A 24,687-nucleotide genomic window follows, 5' to 3' on the forward strand; every position below is an offset into this window, starting at 1 on the left:
AGTTATGGAGGTAAAAGATCGATTGGATTTCGTACTGGAAATAGTGAATCATCCCGAATTACAACAGGATGATTCCGTGCGGAAATGGTTAAAAGATAAGGAAAATCGAAGATTGTACGATTCTTGTCGTTTGTATATAGAAGTCGGAATACGAAGAGGCAATCGTTTTTCTAACGGTCCGAAAGTGGCGTTTCGGGAATTTAAAGAGAGGATGAGACGTAAAGGCAGGCGAAGATTTTTATTGCGTTTTTCGGTAGCGGCTTCTCTCTTCGTTCTTGTCGGTTTATTCGGCCTATGGAAATACGGGGAGGTTATTTATGAAAAGGATGGAGACGTGTGCGGGCACGATGTAGTCGTGTCGTCTTCATTCTTACCCGGAAAAGCGTGTGCCGTACTCGTAACGGAGTCTGGAAAAAGTATCGTTTTGGATCGGCAGAGGGCGAAGAACATACAAGTGGGGGAAGGTATTGAGATCGGTTACGATAGTTTGCAGCGTATGCATTATACTCTGTCAGGAAAGGAAGAGGTACACTATCACGTGTTACGGGTGCCTAAGGGAGGAGAGTATAAATTGGTCTTGGACGACGGAACAGTCGTGTGGTTGAATTCCGAATCGGAATTCCGTTATCCTACAGTTTTTCGGGATAGTGTGCGTGGGGTCGAATTGAAAGGCGAAGGGTATTTTTCTGTTGTGAAAAATTCAAGGCTTCCATTTGTTGTCTCTTCTTCCGGAATAAGAACAAAGGTGTATGGCACGGAGTTTAACGTGCGATCTTATAGCGGAGAACCTGTTAATGTCACGCTTGTAAAGGGAAGTATTTCGGTGACGAATGAAAAAGAGGGAGAGGAATACGGGTTGGTCCCGGGTGAGAATGCCTGTTTCGAAAAGGAACGACCGAAAATTTCCCGGATAGACGTGCGTCGTTTTACGGCTTGGAAATCGGGAAGTTTCTATTACAAAAACGAAAGTTTAGAGAAGATCATGAGTGACTTGCAACGGTGGTATAATTTCAAGACCGTGTATGTGGATAAGGAATTGAAAAATTTTCGGTTTGAGTTATGGGTCGATCGGAATTGCGATTTTCGGACCATTGTCGATCTGTTAATGGCAACGAATAAGATTGCGATAAAGATGGAAGAACGAGAGATTATAGTATCAGAGATAAAGAAGTAACTAATTACTCGACCTAAATTTAAAGTGTATGATGACAAATTATGGAGGTGTCGGTACGACTCCCCCCGGGGATTGTTGTATCGTAAAAAAAATCGGATGTTTCTGTTTTCTGTGTTGCGTATTCTTTTTTGCGGGTATGCATACCGGGATTTCACAGGTGAAAGTCGAAAACTTGGTGTTTAAGGATACTCCTTTGGGAGAGGCTTTAACCCGGTTGAGCGAACGGACGAACAGTAAGTTCATATTCAATTATGACGATCTGAATCGCTACAAGGTAACCGTGACCTTGAAAGATAAGACGGTGGAGGAAAGTTTGGATGTTTTGTTGGCGGACAAGCCGTTTAAGTACGAGTTGAAAGGAGATTCGTACGTGATTTCTTTTCGGGACAAAAGGGTACTTAATCTGTACGAGCAGACGGGAACAGTCCGGGATAAAAATGGGGATGTTTTACCGGGAATAACGGTCGTGTTGAGAACGAATAAAGGGGAGATCCCTATAGGGACAACTACGGATAAAAACGGAAAATTCAGATTGATGTTGCCTAAAGCTCCGGGAAACGTGTTGATCTTTTCGTTTATAGGTATGAAAAAGCAGGAAATTGCACTGAAGGATGAAAAGCCGTTGAACGTGGTTATGGAAGAGAAGGTGGAGTTGATAGAGGAGGTGGTGGTCAACGGTATGTTTACCCAGAGTCGGAATAGTTATACGGGAGCCGTGACGACCATCAGATCGGAAGATATTCTGAAGATGTCTCAGACCAATTTGGTACAGGCTTTGGCTACATTGGTTCCGGGTATGCGTATCGTGGAAAATAACGAACAAGGTGCCAATCCGAACCATATTCCGGAGATTATTATTCGAGGAACCTCCTCACTTTCGGCCAGTGGGCAGATAGGGTTGAATCGCCCGCTGATCATGTTGGACGGAGTGGAGATCTCTCTGGAGCAATTGTACGACATGGACATGTTTGAGATTGATCGGGTGGATGTTTTGAAAGATGCCTCTGCCACGGCGATGTACGGGGATAGGGCTGCCAACGGAGTAATCGTGGTAAACAGGAAAAAGGTAACAGACAGTAGATTGAGGGTGCGGTATAATTTTGTTCCGAACGTACAATTCCCGGATGTTTCTTCTTTCAACCTCTGTAATTCGGCACAAAAACTGGAGTTGGAAAAACGATACGGATTATATAAATCTGTGACGGGAGAATACGATGAAATCTATTACGAGAGATTGAAACGAGTGAATGCGGGCGTGAATACGGACTGGATTTCCAAACCTCTGCGCAATAGTTGGTCTTTCAATCATTCTTTAAATATGACCGGGTGCGGGGGAGGCATCGATTATAGCGTGAATCTTCGTTACGGGGATACTCGGGGGGTGATGAGAGGAGATTTCCGGCAGAATTATAGCCTCGGTTTTTATTTTTCGTATCGTTACAATGATAAATTATCGGTAAGTTTCCGTTCGGACTGGTCGAAAATGGATTCGAAGACCTCCCCGTACGGGAGTTTCTCCGATTTTGCTGTCATAAATCCTTACGATGTACCGAAAGACGAGTACGGGGAATGGAATAAATTGTTGTCGTATGATAGACGAAATCCGTTGTACGATGCGACAACCAATAGTTTTGCCAATGAGATGTCGAAACGTTTCAGTAATAGCGTGAGTGTAAGATGGGACGTATTTAAAGGATTATATTTGAACGGGACTTTCTCTTATGATTGGACAGATTCGCAAAACGAAAAATTTGACTCTCCGGAATTATCGATGTTTTATAAAGAGTTCGACCCTTTACGTAAAGGAAGTTATGCAATCAGCGGAAGTCGGGGGCAAAACTGGAATTTCAACGGGACGGTCAATTACAATTTGTCTTTGAACGAGGAGGGTTCTTCACTTTTAACGGTGAATCTGGGAGCCAATATTTCTAAAAACCGGACGAATAATTTCTCTTTTGTCGGTATCGGATTTTTGCGTCCGGCATTGAATGACATTAATTTTGCCGCCCGCTATCCGGACGGAGCGCCTTCGGGAGGCGAGCAGATCAATGCCAATCTCGGTTTGTATGGAAACATGACCCTTACCGTGAAAAACCGCTATTTTGTGAACGGTTTGTACCGGATTACGGGGAATTCCAATTACGGGGCGAAAGATTTGTACGCTCCCTACTGGAGCGTCGGAGCCGGGTGGAATGTGCATAACGAGAATTTTTTGAAAGACTCCTGGGTAAATCTGTTTCGGATACGGGGAAGTCTCGGTTACCTTGGGAACGGCAATTTTGCGAATATCAGACCTTATAATATGTATAAATACTCCATTGAGTACGCGTATTACGGAACGATGGGAGCTCACGTGGTCTCCATGGGAAACGACCAGCTGAAGGCGGAACGGGTGCTGGACTGGAACCTGGGAACGGATATTTCTTTGTTCAACGAGCGTCTGGATATCTCACTTAACCTGTACCGGCAGAACACGAAGGACATGATGCTCTCCATCAATCTTCCCCCTTCCGTCGGCATGGAAAACACGATGGACAACCTGGGAGAGAAGGTAAACCAAGGGTATGAAGTATCGGTTTCCGCACAAATAATCCGCACGAACGATGTGGCCTGGCGGGTTTCCGTCAACAATAGTCGTACCTGGGATAAGATCAAGAAGATCAGTAATGCTTTGAAACGGAATAACGACGTTAATAGGGATTCTACGGGCCTCGTGGCTCCTAAAATTCAATTGGAAGAGGGAGAATCGTCGGAAGCTATTTATGCGGTACGTTCATTGGGTATAGATCCGGCAACCGGTCAGGAGATCTTTATCAAAAAGGACGGAACCCGTACCTTTGAATACGACCCGCGGGACAAGGTGGCGCTGGGAAGTGCGATTCCAAAATTCGAGGGAAGTCTCAGTACTTACTTCACCTATAAACGGGTCTCCTTGAACATGGCGATGAATTTTACCTTCGGCGGATACATATACAATACAACCCGGGCAGGTAAAATCGAGAATATCGATCCGAGGGGAAACGTCGATAAACGAACTTTCACCCTGCGGTGGGAACAGCCGGGTGATATCGTGGATTATGCAAGAATTGACGATGTATCCCGGAATACGTTCATACACTCGGAACGGTTCGTGGAGAAGAAAAATGAAGTTTATATCTCTTCTTTGGGAATTATGTATGATATCAATCCGAAATGGGTAAAAAGAGTCGGGTTGCAAAAGCTATTGGTCGGGGTAACGTTTTCCGATGTTTTGCGAATTTCCAGCGTGAAATATGAACGGGGAACCGCCTATCCTTATATGCGGGGATTCAATTTCACGATCAGCCCGACGTTTTAATGAATGTAACAATAAAAAAGATGATCATGAAAAGATATATAGTATTGTTTTGGACGACATGTCTGTTCCTTTGCGGATGTGAAGATTTTCTGACCGTGAAACCCAAATCGGATATCAAAGATGTCGATCTGTTTTCTACTGCCGAGGGATGCGAGGATGCCTTGTACGGTTCTTATGCCGAAATCGGGGGACAAAATATGTACGGGAGGCAGATGCGTTACTTTGTCCCGGAGTTATTGACTCATGCCTGGCAAGTAAACCAAACCGATCTGAATTCGGGTTCCGGGCAAATCAACAACTACATGCACGAAGGTAAAGGAGCGCGGGATGAGTATGCTGTTATTTGGAAATCCACCTATGCCGCAATTGCACAAATTAATGATATTTTGACGAATCTGCAAAAAGCGGCTCCCGGAAAATATCGCTATTTCGATTATTACCGGGGAGAAGCCTTAGGCATACGCGCTTTCCTTCATTTCGACCTATTGCGTTTGTTTGCCCCGCATATCGGGTCGAAGCCGGAGGCACGGGCAATACCGTACGTGACGACCTGGGGAAACCGGGTGACACCTTTCAGTACCGTGGGACAGGTATACAAAGCCGTTCTTTCGGATTTGAAAAAAGCGGAACTTTCGTTAGAAAAGGCGGAGAAATTGGAGGATGACGGTAAAACAACTTTTTTAAAAAATAGACAACTGCATTTCAATTTGGATGCGGCACGGGCGACACTCGCACGCGTGTACTGGATGAGGGGAGACCTTGATAGTGCTTGTCTTTACGCGGAGAAAGTGATTGAAACGAAAAAATACAAGGTAGTTTCCCAAATGAATGTAAAGAACATGTTGGCGAGTATCGTGGCGCAAGATGAGACAATATGGGGTATATACCAAAGAATGCCTTTCGGAAGTATGGGAGAGGATTTTTACAAGAACTCGGGTTTGTTGCCTCGTGCGGATGCTTTGGATTTTTACGAATCGAGCGGTAGTGTTATGGACTTGAGGCGAAATTGGTTTCGAGAGAAAAAATACAGGCCAAGTTGGGAGACTCCCAATACTTACTTTCTGAAATTTCTTGACGAGGATGCATACAACAATCAAGGAGCTCCCGAATTCGGAGGAATAACCGGATTCTCTTTGATCCGGATACCGGAAATGTACTATATCGCCGCAGAAGCTTTGCTGGAGAAAGATCCGGAAAAAGCGAGAGCCTATTTCAATCTGGTGATCGAGAATCGCGGAAGAGTAGGCTTGCAGGCCGGACAACGATTGACCCTTCAAGAGCTGAATGAAGAGCGGTTCCGGGAGTTTTTCGGCGAAGGATACGAGTGGTACAACATGAAGCGTCAGAACCGGGACCTTTATCTGCCTGCCAGCGCCGAAACGGTAAAAGGATCGGACGAGCGGTATACGCTTACGATACCGAACGAGGAGTTTGATTACCGGCAAGAAGAGTAGTAAAAATAATAAATAATAAAGATTATGAATACAAACAGATTATGGGGCAAGCTTAAATGGTTGGGGATACTGTGGGTACTCTGGCATTGTGCGGGGTGCGACCGGGAGTATTTGCAATACGACACGGGAAAGAAAGACAACATCTACATGAATAGCGGAGATTCCGCCTACTATAGTTTTATCTCCGGGGCTCCCGAGGAGAAGTACGATTATCCGCTCTACCTACAGGTGATGGGAATGCCGAAACCCTACGTGCGTTCTTACCGGATAGAGGTTATCGACAGTCTGACGACTGCCCGTGTTGACATTCACTATCGATTGAGAGAAATCGATACATTCCCTCGGGATGAGATCAGGAGTACACGTTATATCACTTTGTTTAAAAACAAAGATCCCGAACTACGGGAACGTCCGGTCGTGTTGGCATTCAAGTTGGTGGAAACGGATGATTTCAGTGTTGTTCCCATTGAAAAACGCTACACGAAAATGTTGCTTTTCATCAGTATCACGGCAACTCCGAAACCCTGGTGGTGGAGCGATAGTGATTTGGGAAATTACACGGAACAGGCAGCTTATATGTTTATGCATTTTTTTCATGAAGTGAAACAGAAGAATCCTGTCATGTACGAGCGTTTGACAACGCAATTCGGACCAAATCTTGAATGGAGTGGCTATCAGTTTTGGTATAATAACAAAATTGCAATTCACAAATATATTATCCGTCCTTTGTACGATTATTATCAGGAGCATCCGGATGCCGATGTAAATATACCCGAACCTCAATATTAATTAAAAAGATTTTAAGCGTATGAAATATATATTACAATGTTTATCGTTATCCGTTTTGTCCATTTATCTGTTAAACGGGTGTATCGACGACAAGTCCGAGGGGGCTTATATTCCCTTATCGGAGATTAATTTTGAGGTGGGTCAGGACTCTTTTTACACGGATTACGGTTCGCAAACTGTAATTCCGGCACCCAAGATTACACAGACCATGGGTGAAAAAGAGTTGACCTACGAATGGAGGGCGTCTCTTCAGAAAGGTAGTAATGAAGATTCCCTGAAATACATCTCTTACGATCCCGAATTACAATATACTTTCCGCGAGTTGGGCGAGTACCGGGTTCGACTGCGGGTGAGTAACGGTGACGTCAGCAAGATGTATAATTACCGGGTTTTCGTGAGAACTGCGTTTATCGAGGGATTATTTGTATTGAGTGCCGACGAGCAAGGGAAAGGAAGAACTTCATTCTTGCGTACGAGTCAGGAGAGTGATGTCTGGCAAGGAGTGGAATCGGAATTTAAAACGCGAGCAGTAGAGGCTGTAAATCCGGAGATCGTGCTCGACGATCCGACTGATGCTACTTCGGGGAATATGAGGGGCGGATCCGTATTGTATTTAACTTGTCGCAAAAGTCAAAAGATATACCAGTTCGACAACAAAACATTCGACTTGCTTTACATATTCGATGTCAAGCAAGAACTTCCCCGGATAAAACCGGTGGCTGTTGTAACGGGATTCAAGGGGCCCTATCCGGGGGATCCTGCAACACTTTATGTGATGCCGGATCGCGGAAATGCAGCAGGACTTAATCCTTTGAATTACTTTCTCTACGAGGATTCTCAGATTTTTCCTGCCGAGGCGGTTTATGACAAATGGGCAATAGCGCTACCTCCGGGAAACTTGCATGCATTTTTATACTTTATGGATAATCGGCGTGAGCGAATGGATTGTATATTTTCGATGTTCTTTGGGATGATGACGTTTACGTCAAATTCCAGAGATATTTTCAAAGGATATCACGTCTTGAATCTGACCGGAAGGACTTCTGAGGAACGTGGCGGTATGTCTGAGTTGTGGACGGTTGCGACGGATAAAACCAATGTTTCACGGGTCAGAATTACAAAATTTATGGAAAGCGGGATGAGTTTTACCGCTTTCGACGATCCGAAAGAAAAATCGTATGAGATATCAGATCCGTTGACTCTGACGGGGCAGTCGACAATGGTTATGGCACATAATAATTTAGGCGTATGTTTTTACAATAACGGTTCGAAATTATATCGGTGGAAATACGTCGAGGGGAATGCGGAAGTTCAACCGTTGCCAGTAGAAGCGGATGCAGTGTTATCTGTAGAAGGAGAGATAACTTCACTTGAAGCAAGTACGAACCGACTTTACCTCTATATCGGCGTGTGGAACCCCCGGGCTATCGGAGAATTGAAAGGGAGTGTGCTGGTATATGATATCGTGAATCAAAAAGTAGTGAAAAGTTACCCGAATGTGGCAGATAGACCCGTGAAGGTTTTTTATAAATCAGCCGGATGATGTTGATTGTATTGTATGTAAATTTAAATGGTATATGATGAAAATGAAAAATGTATTCATGTTGATTTGTTGTCTGACGATGGGTGTACAAGCATACGTTATGGCAGGAAAGGGTACTGTGTCCTCAGGACAGGAAAATAGAAAAGCGGAGATCTCGGGAAAATTGAAACCGGGAGATCCTTCTCCGGAGTTCAGGGCAATAGATGTAAATGGGAAACCGCTCTCGTTGAAGAGCCTGAAAGGAAAATATGTCTATATTGATCTGTGGGCGACTTGGTGCGGCCCTTGCTTGGGAGAAGTTCCCCACTTGCAGGCGTTGGAGAAAAAAATGCACGGGAAAAAAATTGTTTTCGTGAGTATCTCCACGGATACGGATTTCAAATTATGGAAGGAATTCGTGAAAAAGAGCGGCATGACCGGAATACAGTTGAATTTTGATGGCAACAAGCGTTTTTTGGAATTATACGGGGTGACTTCTATTCCCCGATTTATCCTGTTGGATAAAAAAGGGCACATTATCAATATGAATATGACACGTCCTTCCGATCCGGAAACGGAAAAAACGCTAAAATCATTGAAAGGAATATGAGAGTGTCCTATCGGATTACCGGATTTATAAAGTGAATAGTCATGCTTCACAAGTGGATTCGGTTATCGATGAAAAGAGAAAAGTATACCGTGTTCCGGAAATATATCAATCGGAGTACATGGATAATGTGGTTAAAATAAAGAGGATATAAACGTATTGAATATGAAAAGAGTTGTGTGTATTATTGTTTCTTTTGTGATATTATCGTTGGGGCATGATTTATCGATCGCTCAAACAAAGCAGGCAAGTCCGAATGAATATGCCGTGGTGGTCAACCGTGCATTGGCACAAGATAGTGAATGGATGAATGTTATTAATGAATTAAAAGAGAAACACCATGCGGAAGTTGTTATTTTCGAAGAACATCCGGAAGAGGTGGCGGAACAATTGAAAATGATTTTTCCCCGGTACGTGGCGTTGGTGGAGAAACCGGAAAAGATTACCCGGGAATATGTTCAAAGAATGCATAAATTGAGTCGTGGGATGGATGATGATGTGTTTCAGGATTTTTTGTGGGGGATTGTTACCGGCTATGATGCGGAAGGTGCTTTGCAATTAATTCGGAATGCGGAGAAGCCTTTGACCGTTAAGACAGCCATGAGTATCGGGGCGAAAATTGAAAAGTATTCCTGTTTTGAACGTAGCGTATATATTGACGATTTCTTCTGGGGAAAGTTGATAAAGGATGAGTATGGTCGTGAAAAAGCAGGGACTTTTTATTCTACATGGACGGATAGACAAAGAGAGAATACGATAAAGATTGATACCGTACCTTTTGAGGATGTTTCATGTAAATTTGCGGAGAAATATCGGAATTTGAATCCGGGTTTTATTGTTAGTACCTCAAATTTTCAAAACGGAGATTTGAGGTTTTGTTATCATTATTTGAGAGGGAGTGAAGGGCGTCTCTATGTCGGATTTGAAAAACAGAGAGAGAAGGATATCCGCCTTTCGGATTTAAAGGCTTGTCGGGTGTTTTTAGGAATGGGCTCTTATAGCGGAGCGATGTCTGAAGCTGCTGATGTAATATTGGCTTGCTTAAAAGACGGAGATGTGAGTGGTTGGGCCGGTTATGTCTATTCCCGTTGGCACGGTCAGGCTGCTTGGGGAACTTGGAAACTCTGGATGGCCAATCCGGGAAGATTCTCTTTTAGCGAAGCTGTCTATCTGAACCAACAATTTATCTTGAGTAGTTTGCGGGATAACACGCCTAAACTTGTAGAGATCGACTATCCTTTGACGGAAAATGTGACGAAGGATTATTTGGAACAAAAAGAGCAGGTGATGCGGGAGATCGGACAGGGAATCAGTTTGGATCAGATGGGCTACCTGAATGAACGGGATATCTTCGTCTATTACGGGGATCCGAAATGGGAAGCCAAACTGGATGGAAAACCGGAAGACGTGCACTACACGGTGAATACCGTGAAAAAGGGTAAAAGATATATTATTACCGTACGGACGGATGAACATTACAAACGACAGGAGATGGAGGGGGCTCGTTTCCAAGAGGATCCGGGTATGTTTAATAAACAAATAGTCGGACGTTTACCGTTTATTTATTTCTTCCCCAAACGGTTGAAAAATCCCCGTTTGGCTAAAGAGTTGGATTTTGACGGAGATATCGAATTGGATGAAAATTTCATCTTTATTTATAGGACCTATTGGGAGCCGGATCAAACGTATACGATCGTGCTTTCTACGGATAAAGATTAAAAGAAGATTGCAGTATGAAGAATTTTATTTTTATGGTTAGCTTTTTGGTGGGTGGAGTTGTTGCTTTCGGGCAGGGAGTGAACTTCGAGCATTTGACTTTTGATGAGGTTATGGCAAAAGCGAAGGTGGAGAAGAAAGTGGTGTTTATGGACTGTTATACCTTCTGGTGTGGTCCGTGTAAGTATATGACAGATAATATTTTCCGCTGGAAAAAATGGGAGATTTTTTAATTCTAAATTTGTTTGCGTGAAGTACGATATGGAGAAAGGGGAGGGGCTGGCGTTAAAAAAAATTAGGCGTACGGGTTTATCCTACTTTTGTACTCGTGAATCCGGAGAGGACCTATTCTATAAAAACATATTTGAATGAAAATATCAGGTAGCGTCCCGCACGATAGTCGTCCGTACGCGAAATATAATCGTTGTACATTCTCAGGCCGAGTTTTGATCCGGAATCCAAAAGATTGTATGCGCCTATAACGATAGATCCTTTTTTACCGAGCTTGCGGGTTAAAGTGGCATTCAGTTCCTGGTAATCTATTTTTTGTCCGTATCCTTTTTTGTCTTTCTGGTAGGAGTAATTATAGAGGGCTGTAAGACGATACTTTTTAGTTATGTCTGCCCGTATGCTGTTTTGAGTGTTCCATCCTACCAGTTTGCTATTATTGCCCGTAGAATTTTCTTGTAAGTTTAAAGAACCGCCGCCTCCTATTGTGATTTCTACGCGTCGGGAAAAATTGGATTTTAGGGAAATGTTCAGTCTGCCCGATTTGGTTTCTATGTCATTGCGTTTTTCTTGACTTATTTGGGGTATATTTAAGTATTCACAGTTTAATGATACATTTAAGTTTGATTGCAGTAATTTGAGAAGTTTGTTGTAAAAAGCCCTTAGGTAAAGACGTGATTCCGTACCGACATTAGTCGGGGTGTAAAGTGTAGCTCCTTTGAGAGCCGTGTAGTCGTATTTCGGGAGATAGGTGTTCTCCGTGAAGTATTGGCTCGATGATGTGATGGGGTTGTGGGTAACATTGCTTTCTATTTGTAAACTTATCGAACTTGCTGCCCGAATGTTCATACTATTCAAGGTAAATCTAACGGAATGGGCTGTCGGTGTTTTCAAATTAGGATCGCCTGCCTGAAGAATTAAAGGATTTGCATTGTCGATAGTACCTCGTATGTTTTCGATGGATGGCATATTGTGGTTTAAGAAATATTCTATTTTCACGTTGGTCGTGTTGGAGAAACGATAGCTAAAGTGAAATTGGGGTTCGAAAAAACAGTAATTCTGGGGTGTTTCAATTGTTTGAGGGAAATGTTCGTTGTGTGTACGATGAAAGAATGAGACGCCTGGCGATAAGGAAACCGATGTCTTTTTTCCTTGATAAGTAAGAAATGTCGCTATATTTTGTTTTAGCGTGTGTATCGTGTAGTCAAAGGTGTTTGTGGAATCGATATTTTCGGTGAATAAATCTATTGCGGTACGGCATGCACTGATATCGGTATAACGAATGGAATAATTCAATTGTGTATTTATAAGAGGGAAAAGTCGTCCCATAATCATAATACTTCCGTTAACGTGGGTATTGCGTTCTTTACCGTAATTGTCGATGTAAATTCGGTTCGTTGATGATAGTAAAGTATCCATTCGCCAGCCGTTTGCGTCTTTGGGAAAGAGGTCGAATTGTAAAGTCGGAGTAATAAAAATTCTTTTAGATTTTCCGACACGTATTTCAGCTATCCTTATTTTACCGGAGAAATTGGAACCTTGTATTTTGTTATAATCTTTAACAGAGGTGCTTGCCACTGTATTTGCGTCGAGTATTACCGTTGAGTTATTGTATTTTCTCATGCGACTGTTCGAAAATTCATAGGCGAATTCACCTTCACACGAAATATCTCCTATGGTTAAGTTTATCCTGTGTTTTGTTTTTCCCGAAGAAAGGAAGTGTTTGTCGCGTTGTGCATTGTTGAATGTACGCGAATTAAAATCTTTAGTGGGAAAATACTCTTGAGTCGTGGATTTTATATTGTATTTCTCGTCGTTATGAAATGTGTTTGTCGTATAGTACTTCAGTTTTTTGTTTTTTTCATTTTCATAGGTAAAGTAGACGGTACTAAGTTGTGACTCCGATGGTGCGTCGGCTATTTTCCGGGGAAGGTTATTATGGAGTCCGTCTAATTTGAATCGTTCTTTTTCGTAAAAATAGTGATAACGACCTTGGATATCCCATTTCGTTTTGTAAAGTGAGTGTCCTTTGGAAAGATTTTGACCTGAACCTGCTGTGATATCACTATTACGATAAATATCAGCCTTGTTTTTAGTCTTAACATTCATCTCTTTGTGTTTTCGCGGATTTTTCATCCCGATTTTTTTATCTTCTTCGTTTTCGATATCGTATACTTGGATGTGTTCTACGTTGTCTGCTTTGATGTTTGTCAATGCGTCGATACCGGACTCTCCGAATATGGCCTTACCGTCTATGCGTATGCGAACGGGTTCTCCGTTGAATTTTAATCCCTCTTTGTCTAATTTTAATCCCGGCATTTTTTTTATTAACGATTCGAGCCAATCGGATTCCAATGTCTTGAATGCTGTTGCGTTATACTGAATCGTATCTCCTTTGGAGATTATTGCAATCGTGTTGCCGGTAACGACTACCGTGTTGATTTCTTGAACGTCGATTTCCATGACGATCGAAATACGGATACCTTGTTTTTTAGGATAATATTTTGTGTTTACCGGTTTGTATCCTATACAGGTAACCCGGATTTCCATCTCGTCCGTAATTCGTCCTTCGTAAATAAATTGGCCGCGTTGATTAGCAGCCATTCGCGTAGTATCTTTTCCTGAAATAAAAGTAAGATGGGCAAAAGGTATGAAAGCGTGATTTGCCGTGTCGACCACATTACCACTAACTTGAAAGGTTCTTGCGTAAGAGAAGTTTCCCGCTGCGGTTCCGTTACTGATGATTTGTGCTTGGGAGGAAATTGATATTAGCCATATAATGATAAATAGCAGCAGTTGTCTCATGATTTTGCGGCAGGGTTAATTTGATCTTTTCCTTTTTCTTAACTTGTAGATTTCATATTCATAGTTTCCCGAATTTCCGTTAATTATAATATTGCGGATATATGCTCCGTTGTAATATAACTCGTATTCCCACTCTTCTTTTCCGGGTTTAATATTGATTTCAGGCATTTGGGAAAGTATCGCTATCGTGTTTGAGGAGGTATCGAATTTTCCCGGTTTCCGGTAGGTGTCCATCTTAAAAGCCGTGATTTTATTGTTTATGGAGATTTCTATTTTGTTGTTTAATGTGTTGATATAGTTTACAGTGTCTCCCTCTTTCGTCATATAGATTTGAAATATGCCTAACAACGGTTGGGAACTATCGGTATACAGTTTTTTGTAGAAATTATATTTTGCGGGTTTGTAACCCGGGTGTTTGACTTCGATAACCATGCTGTCGGGAATATAATCGATGTCATACTTGCTATTGTATTTGTCGAATTTGCATTTGTGTTTTTCTCCGTCAATGGTTAACCATACTTCGGTTGCGGGTGAGTGCAATCGTTTGTCTGATGTGCGTTGGGCATCCGTAACGGTAACGGCTATTCTGCGGATCGTAACGGGAATATTGTAGTTTGGTCCTGCCTTCAAGACAATCAGCTGTGCCGAGATATTTGCGGTAGCCAACCAGAACATCAGCAAGAATAGTATCTTTTTCATACTTTCGATATCTTTGGATTAAACAAGGGTTCGACGAAAAGGAATGACGTTTTGTTTTGTCAGAAGATTTCGTCGAACACTTCTCGTTTTTATACTTGATTTAATATGACGACTATGACGTTGTCATTTTCATTGGCAGTTACGGTAAAACCCGTGGTCGCCTTGTGATATCCCTCTTTTTCTACTTCAATGGATACATTTGCTCCTATCCTCATCTCTTCCATAACTTCTCCGCTGGTGTCACTTGTATGAAGGATATCATTTATCCATACGGTGGCACCTTCAATTGGGTTCGATTGGTTATCGACAACAAGGACTGTTATCATTACCGATTTAGCTCTTTCTATTGATTTTTCTGACGAAGTGAAAGACATACCTGTAAACAGAATTGTTACAAGAACCAAGTTTTTCAGAAATTTTCTCATAAATTGATTTTTTAGGTTTAGTAAATATTGATTTATTTGGGACTTGAATGATTGTACTCTTCATTTTCTATCTATTAAAAGATGAAACGCCTGGCATACGCCTGTTTATGGCGGATCGAATTTTATATTATCTGTGCTGTCTTTTGTTGTTTTAAACAATTTAATGTGTATAAATTTTACTAATACAAAATATTATGTAAATATGGTGTTATTTTTTTGAATTTAATAATAATGAAAGTTAATTTATATTTATATAATATAAATATTAGATGAATATATTATTTGTTATAGAGATTTTTCAAGGGAATGACCGTATGACAAAACGGAAGTGTTTATTTTTTATTCATGTTATATTCTGTAAGGTTTTTACGATTATTCGACTTTTACCCATTTTACTGCGTTTGCGTACATGTATTGATAGCGATCGGGACCTTGTCCGGACAAGGTGATTTTTGCCTTTCCGGCACGAAACTGATATGTTTCGAGCGATACCCAACCGTGTTCAGCCTCCAACAAGGCGACTTCAACTTCTTTTTCTCCTTTGGTATGGGTAAAGCGGTATCTTTGTGTCCTGGCTACTGATTCTCAGGATTATGCCGGACAGTTCTTTAGCATTCGGGAATATTCGTGAATAAAGTTCGGCGTGAAAATGTTGTTTTGCAGGTTGTTTTCTATCTCTTGACGGCTCCAATAACGGCCCTCTTCTACTTCATCGTTATGGATGTCGATCGGGTCATGTGAGGTGGAAAGAAAGGAGAAAACCAATTCTCGTTCTTGTAGGGATTCCCACACGTAGGAACCTAAAAATCTTGCTTTGAACTGGCGAATTCCCAACTCTTCGAATGTTTCCCGTTTTAGAGCCTCTTCTATTTTTTCGCCGAATCCCACGTGGCCTCCTACGGCCGAATCCCACATCCCCGGGAGAAGGTCTTTTTTCCGGCTCCGTTTTTGCAAAAAGAGGTCTCCTTTCGAATTGATCAGATGAAGGTGAACGACAGGATGGAGTAATTTGGAACCGGAATGGCAGCTGCGCCTAGTGGCTTTGCCGGTTACCTCCCCTTTTTCATTTACCACGGGTAGCCACTCTTCGTAACGGGCCGCTTTGGCAAGTATTCTGTTTTTGACAAACAGGGTAATGAAAAACAATCCGATCAACAGGTACAATAACGGGCCGTTAATGAATGAATAGACTGATTCGGAGACTGTAAAGGCTGAGACAAATACAATTGAAGTGTGTATTCCTAATAGATAAAACAGGAATTTGATCATGCGGCGCATGGCATCTTGTTGTTCCGGGGTAATTTGTACGGAACGTCTATAGGGGGCTGGTAGGGTGTGCGTGAGATCGGCCTTGGAAAAGGCAAATATACCCAATAAAAGGGTTAGGGCTACCTCGACAATGGCCGGTTGCAACTTTTCTAAGGAACTTCCTTCAGAGAGTACGGACAAAATTCCCAATACTATGAATAGAACGGTATTCCACAGAATAGGTTTGTCAACCCTTTTGTCCTTCAATAAAGCATACAAAAATTCGCCTCCTCCCAATACGATGGCCGCGAGCAATCCGATCTTAGGGCCGAAGAATTCGTCTGCAATAAAATAAGCGACGATTAAAAGAAAGGAGGGAAGCAATGATTTGTATGTAGCCATGATCAAATAATTGAAAAAAACGGCAGGGATTTCCCTGCCGTGTAGGTTATCGAATCTCAGCGTTAAACTGATGTTTGTAGGCACCGATCAATTTGTTCATGATTTTATCAATCTGTTTATCCGTGAGCGTTTTCTCTTCGTCTAATAAAGTGAAGCTGACAGCGTATGATTTTTTGCCGTTTCCTAATTTTTCACCCTCGTATACATCGAAGAGCGTGACTGATTTCAGTAAAGATTTCTCTGTCCGTAAAGCCAACTCTTTAACCTCTTTAAAACTGACCTGTTTATCCAATAACAAGGCCAAGTCGCGTTTCACCGATGGAAATTTAGGCATGGGGACGAAGGTGATCTTATGGTTTTTCAGGGCTTTTAAAATATTTTCCCACGAGAATTCGGCATAATAGACCTCCTGGTTTACATCGGTTTTTTTCAGAGGCAGTTTGCTAAGTATTCCCATGGAGACGATAGGTTTGTCTCCCATCTTGTAAATCAATCCCTCTTTGAAGATATCTTTGTCGGTCTCTTCCGTTTTCAGGTGATCCGGGTGGATCCCCAATCGATTCAGGATCATTTCGCAATACCCTTTCAGATAGAAAAAGTCCGTTTTTGTCTCTTTGGCGTTCCAATTCAGGTTATTTTTATTACCGGTAATAAACAAAGCCAACAGGTCTTCTTCTTTGTATTGTTTCAAAGGATTGTCGATCCCCTCTTTTTTATGGAAGGTGTATGACTTGCCGAATTCGAATAATTTCAGATTGTTGTTTTTGCGGTTGATGTTGTAGCTTATGTTTTCCAGTCCGCCGAAAAGTAAAGTCTGACGCATCGCGTTCAGGTCTGAGCTGAGCGGATTGTACAGCATGACGGTGTGTTCCGGTTGATAAGTTTCCGTTTCTTCGAAATAGCTCGCCTTAGTCAGGGAGTTATTCATCACCTCGTTGAATCCGTTGGCTGCCAATAGATCGGATATCAGATTTTTTAACCGGAAATCGTCCGGTTTTTCCGAATAGCTGAGCGTGGAATTTACCTTTGCGGGAACTTCCACGTTATTGAACCCGTAAATCCTCAGGATATCTTCGATGACGTCGGCTTCTCTTCTCACGTCTACCCGGTAAGGAGGAACATTTAACAACACTCCTTCTTCCTCTTCTTTTACGATTTTGATTTCTAATGCCCGCAATATCTTTTTTATTTTTTCATGTTCGATCTTTTTACCGATCAAACGGTCTACGTGGGCATATTTTATGCTTACCTCGAAATCTTTTACCGGTTCGGGATAAATATCGATGATCTCGGAGGTGATTTCCCCTCCGGCTACCTCTTTGATCAGTAAGGCGGCTAATTTTAAAGCATAAATCACGATGTTGGGATCTGTTCCTCTCTCGTACCGGAAAGAGGCATCCGTATTCAAACCGTGACGACGGGCTGTTTTACGAACGAAAACAGGATCAAAACAGGCGCTTTCCAAGAATACACCGGTAGTAGATTCCGAAATACCGCTTTCCAAACCACCGAAAACTCCGGCGATGCACATGGGCTCTTCCCGGTTACAGATCATCAGGTCGTCTTCATGCAACTCTCTTTCCACTCCGTCTAACGTGATGAATTTAGTGCCTTTCGCAACGCTTTTGACAATGACCTCGTCTCCTTTGATTTTAGCCTTGTCGAAAGAGTGAAGTGGTTGTCCCAAACCGAAGAGAATGTAGTTGGTGACGTCTACGATGTTATTGATCGGATGTAAGCCGATCGCCTTCATCCTGTTCTGTAACCACTCCGGAGAGGGCTTTACCGTTACCCCTTCTATGCAAATTCCCGCGTAACGCCGGCAAGCTTCAGGGCGTTCAAGACGTATTGAAATAGAAGAATCCGTACGGTCTGCCTTAAAGGCATCTACGGAGGGCAAGGTGTAACGGATCTCTTCCGTTTGTTGCAGGTAGGCTGCCAGGTCGCGGGCGACTCCAAGGTGGGAAGCTCCGTCAATTCGGTTGGGCGTAATGTCTATTTCTATCGTGGTATCGCGGTAAATATTAAAATAGTCGGCGGCAGGTATGCCTACGGGAGTATCTTCCGGAAGGACCATAATACCTGCGTGATCCGTGCCGACGCCGATTTCATCTTCGGCGCATATCATACCGTTGGAAGAGATCCCTCTGATTTTTGATTTCTTTATGACAAACTCTTCGTCATCCTTGTACAGGGTTGTACCGACGGTTGCAACGACCACTTTCTGGCCGGCCGCCACGTTTGGGGCCCCGCATACGATTTGTTCCGGTTCTCCATGTCCGAGATCGACCGTGGTCACGTGAAGATGGTCAGAATCCGGATGCGCCTCACACGTCAGTACGTGTCCCACGACTAATCCTTTCAAACCTCCTTTTATCGCTTCGAATTCTTCGTAGCCTCCTACTTCCAGGCCGATACTTGTCAGAATCTTACAAATCTCCTCCGTGTTGCGGTTGATTTTCAAATAGTCTTTCAACCAGTTCAGTGATATATTCATGTTGCCATTTTGTGTTTAAGTTATTAAATGCTTGAGTGATCGTATCGGGATCACGAACTCTTTTGCGTTATCCAATCTCCAGCATGCGCTGGATGGGTAACCAGGCTTTTTCCCTTAACTCATCCGGGACCCGTACCTCGAACTGCTCTTTTTCCAATGCTTCCCAAACGCTTTCTAAAGTCACTTTCTTCATTTGTCCGCAAATGGTTTTGGGATGGATCGGGATAAATTCTTTCGTCGGATTATCTTGTTGTAACTTGTGTATGGTTTCCAATTCGGTAGCGATGATGAATTGCTGTTTGGGCGATTCTTTTGCGTGCTTGATAATACCTGCCGTGGAGTACATGTATGCCCGCGGATGGTCCAGAATACGATCGTCGGCCGAGCAGGAAGATTCCGGATGAATCAATACGTCGGCTTCCGGGTATTGTTCTAATTTTTCCAATACCATATCCGCGTCTATCTTATCGTGGACACAGCAGTCTCCGTTCCAGATTTCCATCTCTCTTCCGGTTACTTTTTGAATGTAAGCTCCTAAATTTTTGTCCGGGACGAAAAGAATCTTTTTATCTTTTGGGAGGCTTTGCACGACTTTTAACGCGTTGGATGAAGTACAGCAATAATCCGTATAGGCTTTTACCTCTGCCGTCGTGTTCACGTAACTGACTACCAAGCCGTCGGGATTTGCCTTTTTCCATTGTAGAAGGTCATAACCTGTCACGCTTTCAGCCAAAGAACATCCTGCTCCTTTGGCAGGAATTAATACCTTTTTATCCGGCGAGATGATAGAGGCTGTTTCTGCCATAAAGTGAACTCCGCAGAAAACAATAAGGTCGGCGTCCGTATTCCCTGCCATGCGGGATAAGCCGAGGGAGTCTCCCAGATAATCGGCAATATCCTGAACTTCGGGCCGGGTATAGTAATGTGCCAGAATAATAGCGTTTTTTTCTGCTTTTAGCTGCTTTATTTTGTCGATGATCTCTGTCGTTGTCATAATTTTTCCTTTTGAGAATCAAAGATAATGAAATTATTTTTGATCGCCGATGATATTCATGCTGATATCCAAAGCCGTTACCGAATGGGTCAGGGCTCCGACACTGATATAATCCACACCTGTCGCGGCCACCTCTTTCAACCGGGGAATGCTCATGTTTCCGGAGGCCTCCGTTTTGGCTCTTCCGGCAATCATTTTTACGGCTTTGGCCATCATCTCGTTGCTCATATTATCGAGCATGATGAGATCGACTTCGCAATCGATGGCCTGTTGTACTTCCTCTAAGTTGGTCGTTTCCACTTCCAATTTGACACTTAGCGGTAGATTGGCTCGCACCTGTTTTACGGCGTTGGGGATTCCTCCCGCTACTTTGATGTGATTGTCCTTCAACATGATCATATCGTAAAGCCCCATCCGGTGATTGGTTCCGCCACCTTGATGAACGGCCATTTTATCCAATAGTCTTAATCCGGGAGCCGTCTTTCGGGTATCTAATAATTGGGTGTGCGTTCCGGATAACTCCTTCATGTATCGTGCTGTTGCGGTGGCGATTCCGGACATCCGTTGCAGGATATTCAAAGAGAGACGTTCTCCGCATAGCAGGGTGCGATAACTGGCTTTAATGCGCAGGATGATGTCTCCTTTTTTCACGGGGGTGCCGTCGCTTACCAACGGCTTCCAAACGATATCTTTTTCAAATCGTTCGAATACCCTTCGGGCTATCTCCAACCCGGAAACGATTCCGTCTGCTTTTGCCTTCATTTCGGCAGTAGCCTTGGAGTGACTCGGAATAATGGCATTGGTCGTGATATCTCCCGTGGAGATGTCTTCTTCGATGGCGAGATCGATTAATCGTTCAATGAGGCTATCGTTTTGCATATGTTTAGTTATTTCATGTTTAAGTTTACGGGAGATTTTTTAATCTCGCGATTCAATTGTTGAATGATGTGACACGCGTAGGTGTGGTCGTTCTGAGCGGGATAGTCTGCCCTGAAGTGACCTCCGCGGCTCTCTTTGCGGTATAAAGCCGATTGTATGATCAATTTGGCAACATAGATCAGATTCTTACTCACTGTCGAATAGTATTCGTTCTTTTCGAAAGTTTGCGCCGACAGCCATTCGTTTAAATCGTCGAGTCCTTGTCGTAATCCTGATTCGGTCCGGATAATACCTGCATTTCGGGTCATGATGTCGGCGATCTTGTTTTTCAGTTCCAGGTAAGCATTCTGCTTTTCCGGCAATAATTTAAAATGAGAAGTGATGACCGGGAAGGGGTGTACTCTTTTGTTCATTATCGAATCTTCCACGGCCCGTTTGCCGAATACGAGGCATTCGATCAGGGAGTTGGAAGCCAATCTGTTTGCTCCCATGATTCCCGATGAAGCTAATTCTCCGCAGCAGTAGAGATGGGGGATATTCGTACGTCCCGCCACGTCCGTCCTTACTCCTCCGACCGTGTAATGGGCTGCCGGAGCTACGGGTATGCGATCGGTCATGTCTATCCCCAATTCGGTACACTTTTCGAATATGTTCGGAAAACGTCTTTTTATTTTTTGAGGATCTAAATGTTTCAAAGACAGGTACACGAATTCCTGATGATGCTTCTGCATCTGCTCGAATATGGATTGGGCCACGATATCTCGGGGAGCCAGTTCGGCCAATTCATGTTTACCCACCATAAATCTTTCTCCTTGTTGATTGAGCAAATGGGCTCCCTCGCCGCGGACGGCTTCACTTACGAGGTAAGCTTCTCCCGTGGGCGTATATATGGCAGAGGGGTGAAATTGAATGAACTCCATGTCGGCAATTTCACATCCGGCGAAATAGGCGAGAGCCAACCCGTCTCCGATCGTCGAGTGGGGATTGGTGGTACGCTTGTAGATGGCAGAGGCTCCTCCGGAGGTTAAAAAGATATTGTCTCCGGTAAAGATTTCCTCCCGGTTCGCGTTGAAATCCCAACAACGTACTCCATAGCATCCGTGTTCATCTATCAGTAAATCGATTGCGGCATGATTGTCGAAAACGGTTACGTTCTGACAATGCTCTACTTTGTCGATGACGAAATTCGTGATCATTTTTCCCGTGGCATCTCCTCCCGCGTGTAAAATCCGTTTTTGGTGATGTCCTCCTTCCAAGCCGAGAGCCAAGGTTCCGTTCTCCGTATCGAAATGCATCCCCTCGTCGATAAGTTCCTGTATTCTCCGGGGGCCTTCGTTTACCAGAATATTAACGGCGGGATAGTCACAAAGTCCTCTTCCGGCTGTAATCGTATCCTGAAAATGAAAAGACGGGGCGTCGTGTTCGTCTGTTACGGCAGCGATTCCCCCTTGTGCGAAGTATGAATTACTTTCTCTTATATTGGATTTAGTCAATAAGGCTACTTTCCCGTAAAGAGAGGCCCGATAAGCCGTATACAAACCCGCTAAACCACTTCCGACAATGATATAATCGTAACTACACATTTTGATTCATGTAAATTGATGCGAAAGTATTAAATTATTTTGTGTGTAACAAATTAAAATGAGAGCATATTGAAGGAATATCTCTTATTTATTTCAGCGGGCGAAATTAGGAACATGATTTATGGAAGAGTGAAGAGTTTTATCGTTTGGATTAATTCGTGAAATCTTCGGGGTTACTTGTGTTAAAATATGTTTCCTGTTGGGTAATATTAATTAAATTAATTTAAAAACAAGACAAAAAAGTGTTTCTGACACTTCGGTATGTAACATTTAGAGGGTGAAGTTTCGTATTTTTGTTGTTCGAAAGAATGACGGCAGTCAGACTTTGAAAAAATACAAGTTACTAAAATAAATGAAAGAAGATGAAAAAGACTCTATTTATGCTATTGGTTGCAGTTATGCCTTTGATCGCAACTGCACAGGAAGAAGAAGTGAAAGTAAAAGTGAAGGAGAAAGAACAAGCCCCTTCATGGAGTGGATTTGTAACAAATCGGTTCTGGGATAATTGGTTTATCTCTATAAGTGCCGGTGGGCAGGTTTATTTCGGGGAATTTGATTCCAAAGAGGATTTCGGAAGACGGATTACGCCGACTTTTGATTTTTCAATCGGAAAATGGATTGTTCCCACTTTGGGAGCCCGTGTACAAGCCGGAGGATTTACATTGAGAGGATTGACGAATGACCCGAATAATATTTACGCGAAGGGAGTTTCCAATAAAGGCGAAGGACTTTACAAACAAAAGTGGCAGCAGTTCAATATTCATGTGGATGGGTTGTTAAATCTATCTAACTGGATAGGAGGCTATCGTACCGATCGTTTTTATGAGGCCATACCTTTTGCTGGATTCGGTATGATACATGGTTGTAAGTCGGATGGAACGACCGATTTTATGTTTGTTGGCGGTTTGATCAATAAATTCCGTTTATCGGATGCTTTTGATTTCAACGTGGAGATTAAAGGTTCTTTGGTTCCTCAGAAGTTCGACGGTGAGGTCGGCGGTAGCCGGGGAGAAGGAATCCTTGGCGTTTCTGCCGGGTTTACCTATAAGTTTAATCAACGGAAATTCAGAAGAGAGAAAAAGGCTGAAATCATCTCTACCGGAATCTCTCCGGCCGATTTAGCAGCCGTGGAAGCTTTGTTGGCAGAACAGACCGCACGTGCGCAACAGTTGCAGGATGCTTTAGCTCAGGAACGTGCAAAAGCAAGACAGGAAGCCGTACAGGTTGCGAAAGAGAGTAAAGCCGCTCCTTTGGCTATTTTCTTTAAAATCAATAAGGCCAATATTACGGCTAAAGAGATGATCAATTTGAAATATTACGCGGAAATTATCAAAGAAAATCCGAATAAGAAATATAAAGTAACGGGTTATGCGGATAAGGCAACCGGAACGCCTGCTTACAACCAGAAGTTAAGTGAAAAGAGAGCCCGTAATGTAGCCGATGCTTTGATTAAGAAGTTCGGAGTGAATCCGAATCAGTTGGAAGTAATCGGTATGGGTGGCGTTGACGGCTTGTACAATGGCGATATCCAATTGAATCGTGTCGCTATTGTCGAATAACACGATTCGTCGGCCACGACTTTGGACAACGTGAAATATCCGGAAAACATTTGAATACATGGCTTCTATAAATGCTTGTACTGAATGTTTTCCGGATATTTATTATTTTGTAGGATATTAAACGGAATATATATTGTTCTTCAGGTAAAAAATCCTACTTTTGCGAATGAATAATTAAAAAACTATGAGATGATTACAAAAAATAAATTTGTGAGCGTAAGCTATGAGTTGAGAACAGAACCGAATGGGGAGATTTTGGAAATGGCTGATGCTGATACTCCATTGGAATTCATTTGTGGGCAAGGTCAAACGTTAGAATATTTCGAGATGAATCTCTTGGATTTGAATACGGGTAATTCTTTTGATTTCAAAATTCCGGTGGCGAATGCCTATGGTGAAGTGAATCAGGATATGATCGTAGACCTTCCTAAAAATATATTTGCAGAAGTTTCACCGGAGGAGTTGACTGTAGGGAATTCCTTACCTATGATGGATAGTTTGGGACGCCATTTGGAAGGTGTTATTGTCGGAGTGGATGACGAGAACGTGAAGATGGATTTTAATCATCCGTTAGCCGGAAAAGATCTCTATTTTAAAGGAAAGGTATTGGCCGTGAGGGATGCGACGGATGAAGAATTGGAAAAACTGCATTCTTCCAAGTGCGGGGGATGTCACGGATGCGGATCCGAGGGAGGATGCGACTCGGGACACTCTTGTAGTGACGGATGTTGTCATTGATCGTTTAGAAGATATCTGAAATGGAGGGAGA

Annotated in this window: 18 protein-coding genes and 1 pseudogene; 10 read left to right on the forward strand and 9 right to left on the reverse strand. The window is 42.8% G+C overall.

Annotation, left to right across the window (positions count from 1 at the left end; translation table 11 throughout):
- Window positions 1–4 precede the first annotated feature (4 nt).
- The 8 genes from DMB45_RS00760 (at window position 5) to DMB45_RS14660 (ending at window position 10,832) form a co-directional block, all read left to right on the forward strand.
- Window positions 5–1,174, forward strand: a complete 1,170-nt coding sequence (locus tag DMB45_RS00760) for a FecR family protein (protein WP_041503930.1) — start codon at window positions 5–7, stop codon at window positions 1,172–1,174.
- 28 nt (window positions 1,175–1,202) lie between these two features.
- Window positions 1,203–4,511 (forward strand): SusC/RagA family TonB-linked outer membrane protein, encoded by a 3,309-nt coding sequence (locus DMB45_RS00765; protein WP_110688359.1) that lies wholly within the window; start codon window positions 1,203–1,205, stop codon window positions 4,509–4,511.
- Between the two features lie 26 nt (window positions 4,512–4,537).
- A complete protein-coding gene (locus DMB45_RS00770; protein ID WP_041503929.1) occupies window positions 4,538–5,965 on the forward strand; it encodes a RagB/SusD family nutrient uptake outer membrane protein in 1,428 nt (475 codons plus the stop codon).
- 24 nt (window positions 5,966–5,989) lie between these two features.
- Window positions 5,990–6,754 (forward strand): DUF4843 domain-containing protein, encoded by a 765-nt coding sequence (locus tag DMB45_RS00775; protein ID WP_041503928.1) that lies wholly within the window; start codon window positions 5,990–5,992, stop codon window positions 6,752–6,754.
- A 19-nt stretch (window positions 6,755–6,773) separates the two neighbouring features.
- On the forward strand, window positions 6,774–8,297 hold the full coding sequence (locus DMB45_RS00780; protein ID WP_110688360.1) for a PKD-like family lipoprotein: 1,524 nt from the start codon (window positions 6,774–6,776) through the stop codon (window positions 8,295–8,297).
- Between the two features lie 34 nt (window positions 8,298–8,331).
- A complete protein-coding gene (locus DMB45_RS00785; protein WP_235375086.1) occupies window positions 8,332–8,886 on the forward strand; it encodes a TlpA family protein disulfide reductase in 555 nt (184 codons plus the stop codon).
- 162 nt (window positions 8,887–9,048) lie between these two features.
- Entirely contained in the window at window positions 9,049–10,602 is a 1,554-nt protein-coding gene (locus DMB45_RS00790) for a hypothetical protein (protein ID WP_041503926.1), read from the forward strand.
- 14 nt (window positions 10,603–10,616) lie between these two features.
- Complete coding sequence (locus DMB45_RS14660) at window positions 10,617–10,832, forward strand: thioredoxin domain-containing protein (protein ID WP_052634720.1); 216 nt, start codon at window positions 10,617–10,619, stop codon at window positions 10,830–10,832.
- Between the two features lie 112 nt (window positions 10,833–10,944).
- Here DMB45_RS14660 and DMB45_RS00800 read toward each other — a convergent pair whose 3' ends face one another.
- The 9 genes and pseudogenes from DMB45_RS00800 to nadB form a co-directional block, all read right to left on the reverse strand.
- Complete coding sequence (locus DMB45_RS00800) at window positions 10,945–13,632, reverse strand: peptidase associated domain and porin domain-containing protein (RefSeq protein ID WP_041504977.1); 2,688 nt, start codon at window positions 13,630–13,632, stop codon at window positions 10,945–10,947.
- Window positions 13,633–13,647: 15 nt separating this feature from the next.
- Complete coding sequence (locus DMB45_RS00805; protein WP_110688362.1) at window positions 13,648–14,331, reverse strand: hypothetical protein; 684 nt, start codon at window positions 14,329–14,331, stop codon at window positions 13,648–13,650.
- A gap of 89 nt (window positions 14,332–14,420) precedes the next feature.
- On the reverse strand, window positions 14,421–14,756 hold the full coding sequence (locus tag DMB45_RS00810) for a peptidase associated/transthyretin-like domain-containing protein (protein WP_041503923.1): 336 nt from the start codon (window positions 14,754–14,756) through the stop codon (window positions 14,421–14,423).
- Between the two features lie 372 nt (window positions 14,757–15,128).
- A pseudogene (locus tag DMB45_RS15105) lies at window positions 15,129–15,320 on the reverse strand (hypothetical protein); the annotation flags it as partial.
- 27 nt (window positions 15,321–15,347) lie between these two features.
- Window positions 15,348–15,869: an NUDIX hydrolase gene (locus DMB45_RS14810; protein WP_041504093.1), complete on the reverse strand. Its 522-nt coding sequence runs from the start codon at window positions 15,867–15,869 to the stop codon at window positions 15,348–15,350.
- A gap of 583 nt (window positions 15,870–16,452) precedes the next feature.
- Window positions 16,453–18,903 carry a phenylalanine--tRNA ligase subunit beta gene (gene pheT, locus DMB45_RS00820; protein ID WP_110688363.1) on the reverse strand — a complete coding sequence of 817 codons (2,451 nt, stop codon included), beginning with the start codon at window positions 18,901–18,903 and terminating at the stop codon, window positions 16,453–16,455.
- Window positions 18,904–18,970: 67 nt separating this feature from the next.
- Complete coding sequence (nadA, locus tag DMB45_RS00825; protein WP_041503921.1) at window positions 18,971–19,897, reverse strand: quinolinate synthase NadA; 927 nt, start codon at window positions 19,895–19,897, stop codon at window positions 18,971–18,973.
- Window positions 19,898–19,930: 33 nt separating this feature from the next.
- A complete protein-coding gene (gene nadC / locus DMB45_RS00830) occupies window positions 19,931–20,776 on the reverse strand; it encodes a carboxylating nicotinate-nucleotide diphosphorylase (RefSeq protein WP_041503920.1) in 846 nt (281 codons plus the stop codon).
- A gap of 8 nt (window positions 20,777–20,784) precedes the next feature.
- A complete protein-coding gene (gene nadB / locus DMB45_RS00835; RefSeq protein WP_041503919.1) occupies window positions 20,785–22,359 on the reverse strand; it encodes an L-aspartate oxidase in 1,575 nt (524 codons plus the stop codon).
- A 362-nt stretch (window positions 22,360–22,721) separates the two neighbouring features.
- On the opposite strand from nadB, the gene DMB45_RS00840 reads away from it, so the two are divergent.
- Together DMB45_RS00840 and DMB45_RS00845 are read left to right on the forward strand one after the other, a co-directional pair.
- Window positions 22,722–23,918: an OmpA family protein gene (locus DMB45_RS00840; RefSeq protein ID WP_041503918.1), complete on the forward strand. Its 1,197-nt coding sequence runs from the start codon at window positions 22,722–22,724 to the stop codon at window positions 23,916–23,918.
- A 189-nt stretch (window positions 23,919–24,107) separates the two neighbouring features.
- On the forward strand, window positions 24,108–24,656 hold the full coding sequence (locus DMB45_RS00845; protein ID WP_041503917.1) for an FKBP-type peptidyl-prolyl cis-trans isomerase: 549 nt from the start codon (window positions 24,108–24,110) through the stop codon (window positions 24,654–24,656).
- Window positions 24,657–24,687 lie beyond the last annotated feature (31 nt).

The organism is Sanguibacteroides justesenii, assembly GCF_003204205.1.
GTDB classification, from domain to species: Bacteria; Bacteroidota; Bacteroidia; order Bacteroidales; family Marinifilaceae; genus Gabonibacter; species Gabonibacter massiliensis.

Excerpts from the sequence above, each read along its gene's own strand:
- DMB45_RS00790 (WP_041503926.1), top strand. The coding sequence starts at position 9,049 with ATGAAAAGAGTTGTGTGTATTATTGTTTCTTTTGTGATATTATCGTTG.
- DMB45_RS00810 (WP_041503923.1), bottom strand. The coding sequence starts at position 14,756 with ATGAGAAAATTTCTGAAAAACTTGGTTCTTGTAACAATTCTGTTTACA.
- nadA (WP_041503921.1), bottom strand. The coding sequence starts at position 19,897 with ATGACAACGACAGAGATCATCGACAAAATAAAGCAGCTAAAAGCAGAA.
- DMB45_RS00760 (WP_041503930.1), top strand. The coding sequence starts at position 5 with ATGGAGGTAAAAGATCGATTGGATTTCGTACTGGAAATAGTGAATCAT.
- DMB45_RS14660 (WP_052634720.1), top strand. The coding sequence starts at position 10,617 with ATGAAGAATTTTATTTTTATGGTTAGCTTTTTGGTGGGTGGAGTTGTT.
- pheT (WP_110688363.1), bottom strand. The coding sequence starts at position 18,903 with ATGAATATATCACTGAACTGGTTGAAAGACTATTTGAAAATCAACCGC.
- DMB45_RS00785 (WP_235375086.1), top strand. The coding sequence starts at position 8,332 with ATGATGAAAATGAAAAATGTATTCATGTTGATTTGTTGTCTGACGATG.
- DMB45_RS00775 (WP_041503928.1), top strand. The coding sequence starts at position 5,990 with ATGAATACAAACAGATTATGGGGCAAGCTTAAATGGTTGGGGATACTG.
- DMB45_RS00780 (WP_110688360.1), top strand. The coding sequence starts at position 6,774 with ATGAAATATATATTACAATGTTTATCGTTATCCGTTTTGTCCATTTAT.
- DMB45_RS00765 (WP_110688359.1), top strand. The coding sequence starts at position 1,203 with ATGATGACAAATTATGGAGGTGTCGGTACGACTCCCCCCGGGGATTGT.
- DMB45_RS00840 (WP_041503918.1), top strand. The coding sequence starts at position 22,722 with ATGAAAAAGACTCTATTTATGCTATTGGTTGCAGTTATGCCTTTGATC.
- nadC (WP_041503920.1), bottom strand. The coding sequence starts at position 20,776 with ATGCAAAACGATAGCCTCATTGAACGATTAATCGATCTCGCCATCGAA.
- DMB45_RS00770 (WP_041503929.1), top strand. The coding sequence starts at position 4,538 with ATGAAAAGATATATAGTATTGTTTTGGACGACATGTCTGTTCCTTTGC.
- nadB (WP_041503919.1), bottom strand. The coding sequence starts at position 22,359 with ATGTGTAGTTACGATTATATCATTGTCGGAAGTGGTTTAGCGGGTTTG.
- DMB45_RS00800 (WP_041504977.1), bottom strand. The coding sequence starts at position 13,632 with ATGAGACAACTGCTGCTATTTATCATTATATGGCTAATATCAATTTCC.
- DMB45_RS00845 (WP_041503917.1), top strand. The coding sequence starts at position 24,108 with ATGATTACAAAAAATAAATTTGTGAGCGTAAGCTATGAGTTGAGAACA.
- DMB45_RS00805 (WP_110688362.1), bottom strand. The coding sequence starts at position 14,331 with ATGAAAAAGATACTATTCTTGCTGATGTTCTGGTTGGCTACCGCAAAT.